The sequence below is a fragment of the Bradyrhizobium lablabi genome (genome assembly GCF_018131005.1).
Taxonomy (GTDB): Bacteria; Pseudomonadota; Alphaproteobacteria; order Rhizobiales; family Xanthobacteraceae; genus Bradyrhizobium; species Bradyrhizobium lablabi_D.
Genome location: NZ_JAFCJK010000010.1, coordinates 56295 through 71552, shown reverse-complemented (window position 1 = coordinate 71552; position 15258 = coordinate 56295). Strand labels below are relative to the sequence as shown.

Annotated in this window: 11 protein-coding genes; 4 read left to right on the top strand and 7 right to left on the bottom strand. The window is 63.9% G+C overall.

Translation table 11 applies throughout. The features are described from left to right. Nucleotides 1-125 precede the first annotated feature (125 nt). Both JQ553_RS26805 and JQ553_RS26800 read left to right on the top strand, forming a co-directional pair. Nucleotides 126-2291 carry an anthranilate synthase component I gene (locus JQ553_RS26805; protein WP_212503043.1) on the top strand — a complete coding sequence of 722 codons (2166 nt, stop codon included), beginning with the start codon at nt 126-128 and terminating at the stop codon, nt 2289-2291. Nucleotides 2292-2307: 16 nt separating this feature from the next. Then, a complete protein-coding gene (locus JQ553_RS26800; protein WP_212503042.1) occupies nt 2308-2847 on the top strand; it encodes an adenine phosphoribosyltransferase in 540 nt (179 codons plus the stop codon). A 147-nt stretch (nt 2848-2994) separates the two neighbouring features. Here JQ553_RS26800 and JQ553_RS26795 read toward each other — a convergent pair whose 3' ends face one another. The 4 genes from JQ553_RS26795 to JQ553_RS26780 form a co-directional block, all read right to left on the bottom strand. Beyond that, nucleotides 2995-3663 (bottom strand): hypothetical protein, encoded by a 669-nt coding sequence (locus tag JQ553_RS26795; protein WP_212503041.1) that lies wholly within the window; start codon nt 3661-3663, stop codon nt 2995-2997. A 60-nt stretch (nt 3664-3723) separates the two neighbouring features. Beyond that, on the bottom strand, nt 3724-4473 hold the full coding sequence (locus JQ553_RS26790) for a hypothetical protein (protein WP_212503040.1): 750 nt from the start codon (nt 4471-4473) through the stop codon (nt 3724-3726). A 165-nt stretch (nt 4474-4638) separates the two neighbouring features. Continuing rightward, nucleotides 4639-5838 (bottom strand): M48 family metallopeptidase, encoded by a 1200-nt coding sequence (locus JQ553_RS26785; RefSeq protein ID WP_212503039.1) that lies wholly within the window; start codon nt 5836-5838, stop codon nt 4639-4641. 36 nt (nt 5839-5874) lie between these two features. Beyond that, nucleotides 5875-6435 carry a LemA family protein gene (locus JQ553_RS26780; protein ID WP_212503038.1) on the bottom strand — a complete coding sequence of 187 codons (561 nt, stop codon included), beginning with the start codon at nt 6433-6435 and terminating at the stop codon, nt 5875-5877. A gap of 480 nt (nt 6436-6915) precedes the next feature. Here JQ553_RS26780 and JQ553_RS26775 point away from each other — a divergent pair, with 480 nt between their 5' ends. Then, complete coding sequence (locus tag JQ553_RS26775) at nt 6916-7902, top strand: transporter substrate-binding domain-containing protein (RefSeq protein ID WP_312015204.1); 987 nt, start codon at nt 6916-6918, stop codon at nt 7900-7902. 695 nt (nt 7903-8597) lie between these two features. Here JQ553_RS26775 and JQ553_RS26770 read toward each other — a convergent pair. Continuing rightward, entirely contained in the window at nt 8598-9086 is a 489-nt protein-coding gene (locus JQ553_RS26770; protein WP_212503037.1) for a cupin domain-containing protein, read from the bottom strand. 239 nt (nt 9087-9325) lie between these two features. Between JQ553_RS26770 and JQ553_RS26765 the strand changes: the two genes are divergently transcribed. Beyond that, nucleotides 9326-10609 (top strand): adenylate/guanylate cyclase domain-containing protein, encoded by a 1284-nt coding sequence (locus JQ553_RS26765; RefSeq protein ID WP_212503036.1) that lies wholly within the window; start codon nt 9326-9328, stop codon nt 10607-10609. Nucleotides 10610-10617: 8 nt separating this feature from the next. On the opposite strand, the gene JQ553_RS26760 is transcribed toward JQ553_RS26765, so the two are convergent. Beyond that, a complete protein-coding gene (locus tag JQ553_RS26760; protein WP_212503221.1) occupies nt 10618-11631 on the bottom strand; it encodes a small ribosomal subunit Rsm22 family protein in 1014 nt (337 codons plus the stop codon). A gap of 138 nt (nt 11632-11769) precedes the next feature. Next, nucleotides 11770-15234 (bottom strand): chromosome segregation protein SMC, encoded by a 3465-nt coding sequence (gene smc, locus JQ553_RS26755; protein WP_212503035.1) that lies wholly within the window; start codon nt 15232-15234, stop codon nt 11770-11772. Nucleotides 15235-15258 lie beyond the last annotated feature (24 nt).

The following is a 15258-nucleotide window of genomic DNA, read 5'->3' as shown; positions in this document are numbered from 1 at the left end:
CCTCCTGACAGGTGGCCGGTGCGATTTCATTTCTCAAAGTCGTCGAAGGTCGCCATCGCAGTGCGGCGGTCCCTTCGTTTGTCCTGTGTGTGGCGCTCTCTCGGCAAGTTTCTTAAGAGGATCACATGAACAGGACAGTCTTCTCCCTGCCGGCTAGAAGCGAATACCTCACCGAGCGTGGCCTTGCGGTTACGCGCGTGGTCGAGCAGTTCACCGGCGGCGCCAACCGCCTCGACGACCTGATCGCGCTGTTGGACCGGCGACGCGGCGTCGTGCTGTCCTCGGGCACGACCGTGCCGGGGCGCTATGAGAGCTTTGACCTGGGATTCTCCGATCCGCCGCTGGTGCTGGAGACCGCGGGCACCAATTTCTCGCTCCAGGCACTCAATGCGCGCGGAGAGGTGCTGATTGCCTTCCTCGGCGACGTCCTGCACGAGCCCTGCGTCGTCATCTCAGAAAGGAGCGCCACCAAACTTGCCGGCCACATCATCCGCGGCGCCGCGCCGGTCGAGGAGGACCAGCGCACCCGCCGCGCCAGCGCAATGTCGCTGGTGCGCGACATGGTGGCGGCGTTTTCCTACAGCGGCGATCCGCTGCTTGGTCTGTTCGGTGCCTTCGCCTACGACCTCGTGTTTCAGATCGAGGACATCGTGCAGAAGCGCGCGCGCGAGGCCGACCAGCGCGACATTGTGCTCTACGTGCCGGACCGCCTGCTCGCCTACGACCGCGCCACCGGGCGCGGTGTGCTGCTGAGCTACGATTTTGCCTGGAAGGACAAGTCCACGCAAAATCTGCCGCGCGACACATCCGAGAGCGTCTATCAAAAGACATCGCGGCAGGGCTTTGCCGATCACGCACCCGGCGAATATCAGGCCACGGTGGAGGTCGCGCGCGCGGCCTTTGCCCGCGGCGATTTGTTCGAGGCGGTGCCTGGCCAGCTCTTCGCCGAGCCCTGTGAGCGCTCGCCTGCGGAAGTGTTCCAGCGGCTCTGCCGTATCAATCCGTCGCCCTATGGCGCGCTGATGAATCTCGGCGAGGGCGAGTTTCTCGTTTCCGCTTCTCCCGAAATGTTCGTGCGCTCCGATGGGCGGCGGGTCGAGACCTGCCCGATCTCAGGCACGATCGCGCGCGGCTCGGACGCGATCGGCGATGCCGAACAGATCCGCCAGCTCCTGAATTCGGAGAAGGACGAGTTCGAGCTCAACATGTGCACCGACGTCGACCGCAACGACAAGGCACGCGTCTGTGTGCCCGGCACCATCAAGGTGCTGGCGCGACGGCAGATCGAAACCTATTCAAAGCTGTTCCACACCGTCGATCACGTCGAGGGCATGCTGCGGCCGGGCTTCGACTCGCTCGATGCATTCCTCACCCATGCCTGGGCGGTAACGGTCACCGGCGCGCCGAAATTGTGGGCGATGCAGTTCGTCGAGGATCATGAGCGCTCGTCGCGGCGCTGGTATGCCGGCGCGATCGGCTGCGTGAATTTCGACGGCAGCATCAACACCGGCCTCACCATCCGCACCATCCGCATGAAGGACGGTCTCGCCGAAGTGCGGGTCGGCGCGACCTGCCTGTTCGATTCCGATCCGGCGGCCGAGGACCGTGAATGCCAGGTCAAGGCAGCGGCGCTGTTCCAGGCGCTGCGCGGCGATCCGCCAAAACCGCTGTCGGACTTCGCGCCAGATGCCACCGGCTCCGGCAGGAACGTGCTCCTGATCGATCATGACGACAGTTTCGTGCACATGCTGGCGGATTACTTCCGCCAGGTCGGCGCCAATGTCACCGTCGTCCGGCACATCCACGCCCAGGACATGCTGAAGCGGACCGGCTGGGACCTGCTCGTGCTGTCGCCCGGGCCCGGCCGCCCCGAGGATTTCGGCATCGCCAAGACCATCGGCACGGCGCTCGAGAAGAAGCTGCCGATCTTCGGCGTTTGTCTCGGCGTGCAGGCGATCGGCGAATATTTCGGCGGCCGGCTTGGCCAGCTCGGCCAGCCCGCGCACGGCCGGCCCGCGCGTGTCCAGGTGCGCGGCGGCCGGCTGATGCAGAACCTGCCCAATGAGGTCGTGATCGGCCGCTATCATTCCCTCTTCGTCGAGCGCGACAGCGTGCCCGATGTGCTGACCGTGACCGCGACCACCGAAGACGGCGTCGCGATGGCGATCGAGCACAAGACGCTGCCGGTCGCCGGTGTGCAGTTCCATCCGGAGTCGCTGATGTCGCTCGGCGGCGAGGTAGGACTGCGGATTGTCGAAAATGCATTCCGGCTTAACCCGCCAGCCAATTGAGGATTGCGAGACACAAATGACCTTTGACCAGGACATCAAGTCGACCATTCGCACCATCCCGGATTACCCGAAGAAGGGCATCCTGTTTCGCGACATCACCACGCTGCTCGCGGACGCCCGCGCCTTCCGCCGCGCGGTGGATGAGCTGGTGCATCCCTGGGCCGGCTCCAAGATCGACAAGGTCGCAGGGATCGAGGCGCGCGGCTTCATCCTCGGTGGCGCGGTGGCGCATCAGCTCTCCGCCGGCTTCGTGCCAATCCGCAAGAAGGGCAAGCTGCCGCACACCACGGTGCGGATCGCATACTCGCTCGAATACGGTATCGACGAGATGGAGATGCATGCGGACGCCGTGCAGCCCGGCGAGCGCGTGATCCTGGTGGACGACCTCATCGCGACCGGCGGCACCGCGGAAGGCGCGGTGAAGCTGTTGCGCCAGATCGGCGCCAACGTCGTCGCAGTCTGCTTCATCGTCGATTTGCCCGATCTCGGCGGCGCGGAAAAATTGCGCGCGATGGACGTCCCGGTGCGGACGCTGATGGCGTTCGAGGGGCATTGAAAGTCACCTCGCCCCGCTCTTTGCGGGGAGAGGTTGGCGCGAATGCGCCGGGTGAGGGGACCTTCCGCGCACAGCGCCGACAGCTGAATCTGCGGAACTGGCCCTCGCCCCGACTTTCTCACCGTGAAGAACGGGGAGAGGGGAAAGTTACGACCTTTGCAGCAGCATGCTCAGTTCGAGATCGCGGAACGTGGTGTAGTTCCTGCGAATCCACTGATGCAACTCGGTCGACGAATCCTTTTCCTGGCGCAGATAGCCGGTGAAGGAAAAGCTCAGGCGATCGATATAGGTTTTCAAAAACACCGGCAGCGCGCCGAAGCGAAGCACGCGGCCGCGGCTCATCGCGGGCGGCAGCTCGCCGCGCACCACGAATTCATTGTCGACGGCGACGAGCGCGTTCGACGGGATCAGGCCGCGCAGCATCTCAAAGCCGCGCGCGGAGACGCGGTCGGTATCGGCGACGAACAGGATGACCGGCGCGACGCGGCGGCGCAGCGCCTCCTTCATCAGCCCGATCTCGTCGCACATTTTGAAGAATTCATCGAAGGCATGGTAGCCGAGGTCGATTACCTTGGCGGTGCCGTCATTGATGATGACGCGGTCCATGAGCTGCATCTTGCCGTAGGTGTCGATCACGTCGGCCGTTTCGGTGATCCGCGGCAAATAGTCTAGCAGCGACGGCTCCTTCAGATTGACGTCGAAGGAGATCACGCCGCCGTTCTTGAGCAGCAGGAACTCGCTGAGCAGCCGCGCGATCAGCGTCTTGCCGACCTGCGGGCGGGGCGAGCAGATGATGTAGACAGGCGTAGATGACATCGCCCGCTATATCAGGCGAAATCCGCGCCCAATCCAGCCCCGTCGCGGGCCCGCACGCAACTATTTTTCGCTGGCGCGGGTCGTCGACTTGGCGCCGACCAGGTCGGTCAGCTTGATCCGGTCGTACTCGCTCCAGACGTTCGCGAGCCAGTGGCGGACGTAGCCGCGCAGCACGAAGGAGTAGTTCGCGGCGTCGTCATTCATGCCCTTGTTGGCGACGAACTTCAGGAACGGGACCGAGGAGACCTCGACCTGCTCATAGGCCATTTCGTTGAGCTTTGGGATCGTGAGGTCGACGGCGTCCTTGATGCGGTGGAAGTAGGAATTGTAGGTCGCCTGGTCCCACTGGAAGAACTGCGTGTCGTTGATGAAGTTCTTCACCAGGTAATATTTCGCGCCCTGCATGAAATTCGCGGTCTCGGCGATTTCGTCCAGCGAGGCGATCGAGGGACCCAGGATATGGAACACGGCGAACGTGATCTGGCCGGACCTAGCCGCATCGAGGAAACCGATGTCGCGCAATGAGGCCAGCGCCGGCGACAGCAGCCCGGCCCGGACGTCGATGACGGTGACCGAGGGACCCGAATTCAACGTATCGAAGATCTTCATCTGGTCTGCGGTCGTCGTCATGTCGACGATCTCAGTGATATCGGGGTGGAAGCGCTTGAGCGTGCCGCGCGGCGATTCGGTGTCGAACGCCCGGGTTTGCACGTTGTTGGCACTGAAATAGTCCAGGAGCGTCCGCGAGACGGTGGTCTTGCCGACCCCGCCCTTATCGGCGCCCACCACGATCACAACTGGCTTTGCCATGGAATTCCCTTAACCGCGCCCCCGATCGCGAGTGCGATCGGCAGGTCCCCGTACCTGCTTTGGGCGCGAACATGGCAGAAACAAGGGATAATTCAATTCCATAAGGCGTCGCTCGTGGGTTTAGTGGGGATTTTCTTAATGGAATGAGAGAGGCTCGCGGCGCGATCAGAAACGACGGCCCCAAGGGCCGTGCGCTGGCCCTGGCGCCGGCAGAGGTGGCGGTGCGCCCGGCGCGGTGGCATCGCCCCGCGGACCCCCGCGCGGCGATGGATCCGTCGCTTCGGACGGCGGCGTCTGTGCGTCCGTTGGCTCGGAGGTGTCCTCACGCGGCGCCAGCGGTCCGGGATCGCGCCCGCCGGCGTAGTTCACCAGCGCGTCGACCCGGGACTGCACTGACGGGTGGGTTGCGAACAGATCGGCGAAGCCTTCCCGCGGGTTGTCGACACAAAGTTCCATCACCGCTGAGGTGGCGCCAGGCAACTCGCCGCGGTTTTCGATCTTGCGCAGCGCCGAGATCATGGCATCGGGATTTTTTGTCAACTCGACCGAGCCGGCATCGGCGAGGAATTCACGCGAGCGCGACAGCGCGAGCCTGACCACCTGCGATAGCAGCCAGGCCAGCATGATCAGCACAACCGCGATGACGATCACGATGATCGCGCCGCCGCCGGAGCTCTTGCCGCCGCAGTCCGACGAGGATGACGAAGACGAGGATGACGACGAGGACGACGATGACCAACCGCCGCCGGTTGAGTTCCACGACAGATTGGTGAAGGCACGGAAGAACAATTCGCCGAAGAATCCGACCACGCCTGCAATGATCACGGCGACCACCATCAACTGCACGTCGCCGTTCTTGATGTGGGTAAGCTCGTGGCCGAGCACGGCCTCGATCTCCTGGTCGTTCAGGGCCCTCAGCAGGCCCGTGGTGACGGTGATGGCATATTGGCGCGGATTCAGCCCGGTCGCGAAGGCGTTCAGGGCGGGGCTGTCCATGATCTTCAGCTTCGGCATCGGGATGCCGCGCGAGATGCAGAGATTCTCCAGGAGATTGTAGAGCCGCGGCTCCTGTAGCCGCGTCACCGCCTCGCCGCCGGTGATGGCGTCGATCATATTCTGATGGAAGAAATAAGCGATCGCGACCCAGGCGGCCGCTGCGATCGTCGCCCAAGGGAAGGCCGAGACGAGATCGCGCGAGGCCCGCGTCAGGTAGTAGTCGGCCGGGCGGCTGCTATCGGTTATCACCTCCGCGACCAGTGCGCCGGCGTAGACCAGCACGTAGATCAGGAGAAACAGGCCGCCGAGCAGCAGCATCGATCGAAACTTGTTCGACGCGATGTGCGTGTAGAGACCGTAGGCGGCCATGAGGAAGCTGCCTCTCGCCGGAGGACGTCGCGCGCCCTAAAACTTCACGCTCGGCGCCACCTCGACTTCGGTGCGGCTGGCGCCGAGGTCGAAGAAGTCCTTGCGGGTGAAGCCGAACATGCCGGCGAACAGGGCGGCAGGCATCTGCTGGATGCCGGTGTTGTATTCCTGAACCGCGTTGTTGAAGAAACGGCGACTGGCGGCGATCTTGTTCTCAAGGTCGGAAAGCTCGGAGGCAAGCTGCTGGAAATTGGCGTTGGCCTTCAGATCCGGATAGGCCTCCGACAGTGCGATCAGCCGGCCGAGCGCGCCGGAGAGCTGGTTCTCTGCAGCCGAGACCTGCGCCGGCCCCTGCGCCGACATCGCCGAATTGCGCGCCCTGATCACGTCATCAAGCGTGCCGCGCTCGTGCGCCGCATAGCCCTTCACGGTCTCGACCAGGTTCGGAATCAGGTCATGGCGCTGCTTGAGCTGGACGTCGATGTCGGCGAAGGCCTGGCCGACGCGCTGGCTGAGCGCGACGAGGCGGTTGTACGCGCCGAACGCAAACAGCACGAGGAGGACGATGACGCCGATTACGATCCAACTGGTCGACATGAGGCATCTCCTGATGGGGACGAGACGGCGGCACCGTAGCGCAAAACCGGGCGCACGGCAGCCCGCCGGGGGAAATCCGGCCGGTGAACTACGGAACGACCCTGGCGCTGTCCCTTACCGGCGTTCCATGAGTGCGCGCGCAAAGGTTGAGAGGGGCGGACATCAGGATCATTTCGTCAAGACATCCGTTGAATTTGCAAATAGCCGTGCTTGGGTTGAGAATTGAGATATGCATCGAGGTTCACAATGAATTCGTTCGATGAATTTCTGTCAGCCCCGCAAAGCCCGCGCCTGAAGGAAGACGTCTCATGCCGGATCGCCATCGATTGCGCGGACCGGCAGGGTCCGGGCTCTCGATCCAAACCGACGACATCGTCGCCTCGACCTGCCTCATCATACCTCGTGTTGCTGGCCGTGCTTGCGTTTGGCCTCAGCGTGCTCCACGCCCAGGAGAGACCGGCTCCTGACAAGGAATTAGTGGTGGCGACCAAGGCGGCACCACCGTTTGCGATGAAGCAACCGGATGGAGCGTGGAGCGGTATCAGCATTGCGCTCTGGAAAAGGATCGCTGACCGGGAGCATCTGCGCTTTCGCTTGGTCGAGACCGAGACCGTCCCCGACCTGCTGGATGGCGTCGCGAACGGCACTTTCGACGCCGGTGTTGCCGCCGTCACAGTGACTGCCGCGCGTGCACGTAGCGTCGATTTTACTCAACCCTTTTACAATACCGGGCTCGGGGTTGCCGTGCCGATTCATGAAAATCCGTGGGTCGCGATCGGGCGAGCGCTTCTTTCCTTCGGCTTCTTCCAAGCGGTCGGGGTGTTGCTCGGTTTCGCAATGGCGGTCGGCTTCCTCATTTGGGTGCTGGAGCGGCGGAAGACGGAGCACTTCAGTGGTGGCGCCAAAGGACTCGGCACCAGCTTCTGGTGGTCGACGATAGCCATGACCCAGGCCGGAGCCGCGCAGAATGCCCCGGCAACCCTCCCGGGACGGATCGTCGCAATGGGATGGATGATCGCTTCCGTCATCGCAATCGCCGTATTCACCGCCGGTATCACTTCCACCCTGACGCGCAGAGGGCTCGAGGGCGCCGTTCACGGCTTCAATGACCTGCGCTCCGTGCGTGTCGGCGCGGTCGCGAGCTCCGCGACGACCGACTATCTCGGCCGTCAACGGCTTTCCTTTCGAACATATCCAGACATACAAGCCGGCCTCTCCGCGTTGCAAGGCGGCGAAATCGATGCCTTTGTCCATGACAAGCCGCTACTGACCTGGATGGTTCGGAACGACTTTTCGAGTTCGGTCCGTGTCGTCGATACCAGCTTCGGCAGCGAGAGTTATGCGATCGTGCTACCGAGAAGCAGTGCCTTGCGGCCAATGCTCGATCTCGCTGTACTCGATCAGGTTGAAAGCGATTGGTGGCAACAGACGCTGTTCGAGACCCTTGGAACTGCTCGATCCCGCTGACGCCGCCTAGCGTTATCCGGACGCCGACAACTGCATCGCTCTCAGCGGACAAACTTTCCCTGATCGCCGTGGGAGGAGGATCGATGGACCTTGCTCAAATCATCGGCTTCGTGGCGGGGTTCGGGACAACTTTCGCGGCTCTGCCCGATTACGCCGTTGCAGCGAGATGCGCCAAGCGCTCTGAACCTCACGTTTACCACTCCTCTAAAGCTCGTGAGAACCAGTTTCCCTAATCACACGGCAACGACCTCCTGCTATTGAAAGATGAGAAAAGGGAGCGACCCGTGCTCAACATTGTCCGGATTCTCGTTTTGATCGGCTGCGCGTATGGCGGATCTGCTGTCGCGGAAATGCAGCTTGACGACTCTCCATCCTCACAAGCAGTCCACGTCCATGACTGACCGTCATCAGATTGCGTCTGAACACGCGCGCGCCATCTGCGAAGAAATTGGCGAGAGATTACGCTACGCTCTGCGAGACAATTACGCTGATTTACCACCAAGGCTGCGAGAACTCGTAAATCGGCTCGCTGAGCGGGATTATGATGCACCGTCGCTGGTGCCCGCGGTGGAGGAGATGACGAAACCTCTGGTGGAAGCAGCCTAGCAGGCTCTTGAAGACCATTCCCGAAGTTAGTTTTGACACGCGGCGGGCTGCGCGGCAGAGGAGTCGTGGCCTTCATCCTTTCAGCCGGCCTATGGATGGATGGTGATACCATACTGCTCAGCGATTGCAGCAATGGTGTCAACAGCGGGCATATGTCCGCTCCTTTTTCCCACTTCGTCAAAAGCGGCGAACATGCGATCGAGCCCAGCGCCTGGCATTGCGAACACAAGCAGGCGAGCCGTATCGATGCCAACATTGCGATAGCCGTGGCGCCGATGGCGCGGGGCAAAGAGGAATGCGCCAGTGCCGAGACGTAATGGATTGGCGGTCCCTTCGACTTCGACAAGCACTTCGCCACTCAGCACATAGAAGGCTTCGTCCTCACGGGTATGCGTGTGCGCCGGCGCGCCGCGGCCTGGCGGTACGATCGATTCCCACACCGAAAATTGCTGGCCGGTCTCGCTCGCCATCGCCTTGTAGCTGTGCGTCACACCAAGCACGTCGAGCGTGGGTCCGGTGCCCGACGCCCGAAAAAGCGGGCTCAATCGCGAAAAGTCACGGCTCGTACTGCTGTTCATGGCAGTTCCCTCCGCAGATCGGTGGGCGACGCATTGTCCAGCGGGAGTGAACCCGCCCGACGCCGCAACGTTCCGCGAGATTGAGCGGTAGTGGAACCGGAGTTGCTCCATTGGTGGAACGCCACTTGCCGCAGCTACAGCACTTCCCAAATGAACAAGATGGTCTGAACAAAGCGGTCGCACCGCCTGCTTTCTGGAAAGCGAGGTCCGTCCTAGCTTCTCGGCCACGGAGAGCGACTATGCCGTTGCCGGTACCGGCAAACGAAACTGAACGGTTGGCTGCCTTGCAAGCGCTCGACATCGTCGATAGTGCGCCGGAAACCGCTTACGATGAAATCACCGAGCTAGCGGCGCAAATCTGTGGTTGTTCAGTCTCCTATATCAGTTTCATCGATGACGACCGACGGTGGCTCAAGGCAAGATATGGTTTGCCGGCTGAAGTAACTGACGCCCCCCGTGAGAGCGCGGTCTGCTCGACAACGATTTGTGGCACCGAGCTGCTGGTCGTTCACGATCTGAGGCGGGATCCTCGCTTCGAGAATAGCCCGATGGTCACGCTGGAGCCGCCCTGCCGCTTCTATTGCGGGATGCCGCTCATTACCGACGAAGGCTATGCGCTCGGAACACTGTGCGTGATGGATTTCGAGCCACGGCAGCTCACTTTCGAGCAGACCGAATCGCTGCGACGGCTATCGCACCAGGTATTGGCGCAACTGGAACTCCGCCGGAAGCTGATTGAGTGTGGCCGGGCCATCAGGGAGTTGGAGCAGGCGAGACTTGAGGCCGCTGCCGAGAAAGCTCGAGCCGAGGAGCTGCTCCGCAATGTCTTGCCGGCACCAGTCGCCGACGAGTTGAAGCGGAACGGCAGGGTGCTGCCCAAATACACGCGGTCGGCAACCATCCTGTTCGCGGATATCCAGGGCTTTACGCTGCTGGCCGAACGGACCGAGCCGGCGCGTCTCATCAGTCTTCTCGACTCGTATTTCTCGGCTTTGGATGAAATCGGCGTCCGATACGGCCTCGAGAAGGTCAAGACCATGGGCGACGCCTATATGGCGGTAGCAGGCGTGCTTTCACCCGATCGGCGCCACTCGATCGACGTTTGCCTGGCCGCACTGGAGATGCGGACCCAATTCAAGGCGCGATCCGAAGGCATTGGAGAACATTCTGTGCAATTGCGCATCGGCATCCACACTGGACCCGTCATTTCCGGTGTGGTCGGTAGCCGCAGGATGACCTTCGACATCTGGGGTGATGCAGTCAACACCGCGCGCTTGATGGAAACGTTCGGAGTCGCGGGACGGATCAACGTCTCTGAAACTGTGGCCGGACACGTCCATGGGCTCTTCGAATTGGAGTCACGCGGCCCTATCGAGGCCAAGCACGAGCGCGCGCATGAAATGTTCTTTCTCAATGGCTTGAGGAAGGAATACTCGCGCAATAGCGACGGCCATTTGCCAAATGACCATTTTCTCGCCGAATATAACCGCCTTGGTGGTTCGCGGTTGGCGGCAGCCAGGTGATGGGGTCGTCAATGAGAATTTATTTCTTTGGATTCGCTATGTCCCGCATCGGATGCTTGGACGGCATCGCCCCATCGCCAGCGCCGGGCGAGGGCGTAGTCGGCCTTGGCGCGACGAGGGATTTTTTTGACAGCAAGACCCTCGCGCGTGCAAAGCTTCGCTGAAATCTCGGCCTTGCCGACCAAGGTTTGCGCCAGCACGCGCGACGGTCGCTGCGGAAGCGGTGCGCGCGTCAGCGCGACATAGGCAAATCGCTCGTCTTCGAAAGGCACCTCGGCGCCCTTGACCTGCTTGTGCGCGCGCGAGCGCTGCAGGCGCTGGGAGAAATGGCACCAATCAGGCGCGGCCAGCGGGCATGCGCCATCGTGCGGGCAGGGCGCGACGACATGAGCGCCGGCTGCGATCAGCTGGGCGCGGAGCGCGATGATCCGTGCGTAGCCCGCCGGCGTGCCGGGCTCGACGACCAGCAGGGTGTCTGTTGTCCGGGCCCACAGCGTCTCGGTAAGAGCCGCGCGGTCGGCATCGCCGATCTCGCCGATCATGTAGCTGGCGACGATGAAATCGGCTGCTTCAGTCTCGGCGAGCAGGGCGCGAGCCTGCCCGAGCTGGTACACCACGCCGCCGAGCCGCGTGCTGTCGCGAAACAGTGCCTGCGCGAGCGTTTGCAGGGCGTCGTTGGCGTCGAGCAGGGTGAAGTGTTGCAAGGACGGAAATGCTTCTGCGGCAGCCCATGTCGCTGTCCCGGGACCAGCGCCAATATCAAGCAGGCTGTTCGGCGCGAAATTTGGCCTGATCTCGACGAGCGCATTGAGGCTTGCGATGACGGCCGCGTAGGTTGCCGGCATCCGCGCCAGCGCATAGGCCAGCGCATCGGTCTCCGATTTGATCGTGCCCGAGCCGCCGCCTTCGCGATAAACTTTCGAGATCACCGCAGCGCGGCTCGCCGCATCGCTGCGCGAGAGTCCCTCGAGCTTGGCGTTGAGCGCCGCCTTGAGTTCGGCGGGGAGATCGGGTGAGACCATCGCTTCCTCGTCATGCCCCGGCGGATGCGAGGCACCCGGCACGCCGAGGCGGACGTGAGTCACACGATAGGCACGGCGTGCTGGATCATTCGCCTTCGCGGATGATGACGTCAATGGTTGGGGTCGCTCGGCGCGATTCTACGCCACGTTCTGGTCGAGGATATCAACCGCACCCTGCAGGTCGACCGAAACCAGTTGCGACACGCCGCGCTCGGCCATGGTGACGCCGAACAGGCGGTTCATTCGCGCCATTGTGATCGGATTGTGCGTGATGATGATGAACCGCGTCTCGGTCGAACCGGTCATCTCATGCAGGAGGTTGCAGAATCGTTCGACGTTGTGATCGTCGAGCGGCGCGTCGACTTCGTCCAGCACGCAGATCGGCGACGGGTTGGTCAGGAACACGGCGAAGATCAGCGCAAGCGCGGTAAGCGCCTGCTCGCCGCCCGACAGCAGCGACAGCGTCTGTGGCTTCTTGCCGGGCGGCTTGGCGATGATTTCGAGGCCCGCTTCGAGCGGATCGTCGCTCTCGATCAGATGCAAGGCTGCCTCACCGCCGCCGAACAGCTCGACGAACAGTCGCTTAAAGTGATTGTTGACGGTCTCGAACGAGGTCAGCAGACGCTCGCGCGCCTCGCGGTTGAGACTCTGAATGCCCTGGCGCAGTCGCTTGATCGCCTCGACGAGGTCGTCGCGTTCGGTGGTCAGCGCGGTGTGCTGGGTCTCGACCTCCCTCAGCTCTTCCTCGGCGCGCAGATTGACCGCGCCCAGCCGCTCGCGATCGCGGCGCAGCTTTTCGAGCTCTTCCTCGATCTGCGCGACCGGCGGCAATTCCATGCCCGGCTCGATCCCGGCGAGGCCTGCGACTGCCTGCGGCTCGACTTCGAGCATGTCGTGGATCTCGCGCTCGATGTCGGCGAGGCGGCGGCGAGTGCCTTCCATGCGTTCCTCGGCACGTGCAGTGGCCTCGCGCGCGCTGGAGAGCGCTTCGAGCGAGGCCTTCGCGGTACGGTCGGTCTCGGCCATTGCGGCCTCGGCGGTCGCGAGCGCATCCGCCGCGATGCGGCGGTCGCTCTCGGCATGCTCGATCTCCGAGATCAGCGCGCTGCGCTTCTCCGCAAACACCTCCGGCGCGTTGGCGAGTTCCTCGCGCTCGGCCGAGACCTCGGTGATGCGCGCCTCGATGGTTTCGACCTGGGAGGCTGCGCTCGCCTTCCGGTTCTGCCACTCATTGCGCTCGGCGAGGATCGCCTGCACGCGGCGGTCGGCGAGTTCGGCCTCGCGGGCGAGCGCCTGCGCCTCGGCGCGCACCTGCGCGGCCGCGCGGCGCTGGTTGTCGATCTCGGCGCGCACGGTGGCAAGCTGAGTCTCGGTCTCGACGCTTGGCGGCAGCTCGGTCAGCGCGGCAGCGGCGCTTTCATGGGAGGCTTCAGCCTCGGTGCGGTCGGCCGCGAGACGGGTGTGCGCCTCGGTCAGCGCCGATTTCCGTGCGGCGTGACGATTGATCTCACGCTCGGTCGCGGCATGGCGCTCGCGCGCGGCATCGGCCTCGCGGCGGACGGCACGCACCGCTTCGCGGGACGCAGCTTCAGCGGTCGACGCCGAACGCAGCTCCGCTTCAGCCGTCTCCAGTGCCTGGCGCTTGACCGCGGCGTCGCCGCGGGCCTGCTCCAGGTCATGCTCGATATCGACGAGGCGGGCGCGCTCGGCGAGACGCCGCGCCGCTCCGGTCGGCGCGTGCGCGCCGGCGACAAAGCCGTCCCAGCGCCAGACGTCGCCTTCGAGCGACACCAGTCGTTGGCCGGTCTTGAGCTGCGACACCAGCGCCGCGCCGCGGTCCTTCGCGACGACGCCGATCTGCGCCAGACGCCGCGCCAGTTCCGGCGGGGCCTGCACATGATCGGCGAGGCGTTCGACGCCGTCGGGCAGGACAGGGTCATCGCTGGATACGCCGGCATTGGTCCAGCGCATCGGCGCGGAGGGATCGACCGGCGCGTCGAGGTCGTCGCCGAGCACGGCGCCGATCGCCTTCTCATAACCCTTGGCAACCGTGATGCCGTCGATGATCGGCGGCCACAGGTTCTTGGTCTCGCTGTTGACGAGCTTGGAGATGGTCCTGGCTTCGGTCTCGAGCCGCTGCACGCGCTTCTCGGCTTCCGCCAGCGGGTTGCGGGAAGATTCCAGCGTCTGCCGGGCGGCGGCGTGATGGGCTTCGCTCGCCTGCGCCGCGGCCTCGGATTCGAGCAGCGTCTGCTGCGCGGTCTCCACGGTGGCCGCGAGAGCGTCGATGTCGCCGAGGCTGCCGGTCTCCTGCGCGAGCCTCGCTTCCTCCGCCTGGACGTTGGCGATCTCCTGATCGAGCCGCGCCAGGCGGTCGCGATGGGTGCGCACGCCGGCCTCGAGCTGGTTGCGCTTCGCGGTGAGGTCGGCAAGCTGCGTGGTGAGTTCGGCGAACTGGCGCTCGGTCCCCGCCAGCATGGCTTCCGCTTCCGCGACGCGCTCATCGACGCCGGAGCGCTTCTCGACGCGCGATTTGATCTCTTCCTTCAGCTCCGCGTCTTCGGCGTCGAGCCGTTGCAGCGCGATGTCGGCATCCGAGGTCTGCTGCTGCTCGCGCGCGATGTCGGCGGCAAACTGCGTCAATCGGCGATCGAGCTCACTGACGCGTTCCTTGGCGCGCTGCTCCTCGCGGTCGAGCAGTTCGCGCGCATTGGTCAGGCGCTGCAGCCCGGCGGCGGCGCGCGCCTCGGCCTCGCGCAGCGCTGGCAGTTCCGAGGCGCGGATCGCCTGGATGCGGGCGGCTTCGGCCTGCTCGCGGGTGCGCTCGGCCATCTCGCGCACGGCGAGATCGTGGGTGTGCGCGGCGTCATTGACGTCGGCATTGGCCTCGAGCCAGCGCAGGTGGAATAGCATGGCTTCCGACTTGCGCACCTTGGCCGCGACCTCGCGATAGCGGATCGCCTGGCGCGCCTGCTTTTTCAGCCCGTCGATCTGGCCGCTCAACTGGCCGATCACGTCCTCGACGCGGGTCAGGTTGGTTTCGGCCGCCTTCAGCCGCAGTTCCGCTTCATGGCGGCGTGCGTGCAGACCGGCGACGCCAGCGGCGTCTTCCAGCACGCGGCGGCGCTGTTCTGGCTTGGCCTGAATGATCTCGCCGATCTTGCCCTGGTGGACCAGCGCCGGCGAGCGCGCACCGGTGGCGGCGTCCGCAAACAGGATCTGCACGTCGCGGGCGCGGACGTCGCGGCCGTTGATACGGTAGACGGAGCCCGCCTCGCGCTCGATGCGGCGGGAGATTTCGAGGATCTGGCTGTCATTGACGGCGGCCGGCGCCGCGCGATCGGAATTGTCGATCGTCATCACGACTTCGGCGTGGTTGCGCGCCGGGCGGTTGCCGGAACCGGCGAAGATCACCGCATCCATGTCGGCGGCGCGCAGCGATTTATGCGAGGTCTCGCCCATCGCCCAGCGCAGCGCCTCGACCAGATTGGATTTGCCGCAGCCGTTCGGCCCAACGACTCCGGTGAGACCGGGTTCAATCATGAAGTCGGTGGGTTCAACGAATGACTTGAAACCGTGCAGGCGGAGGCGCGTGAGCTTCATGAACACAGATCTCGGTTGGCCGGG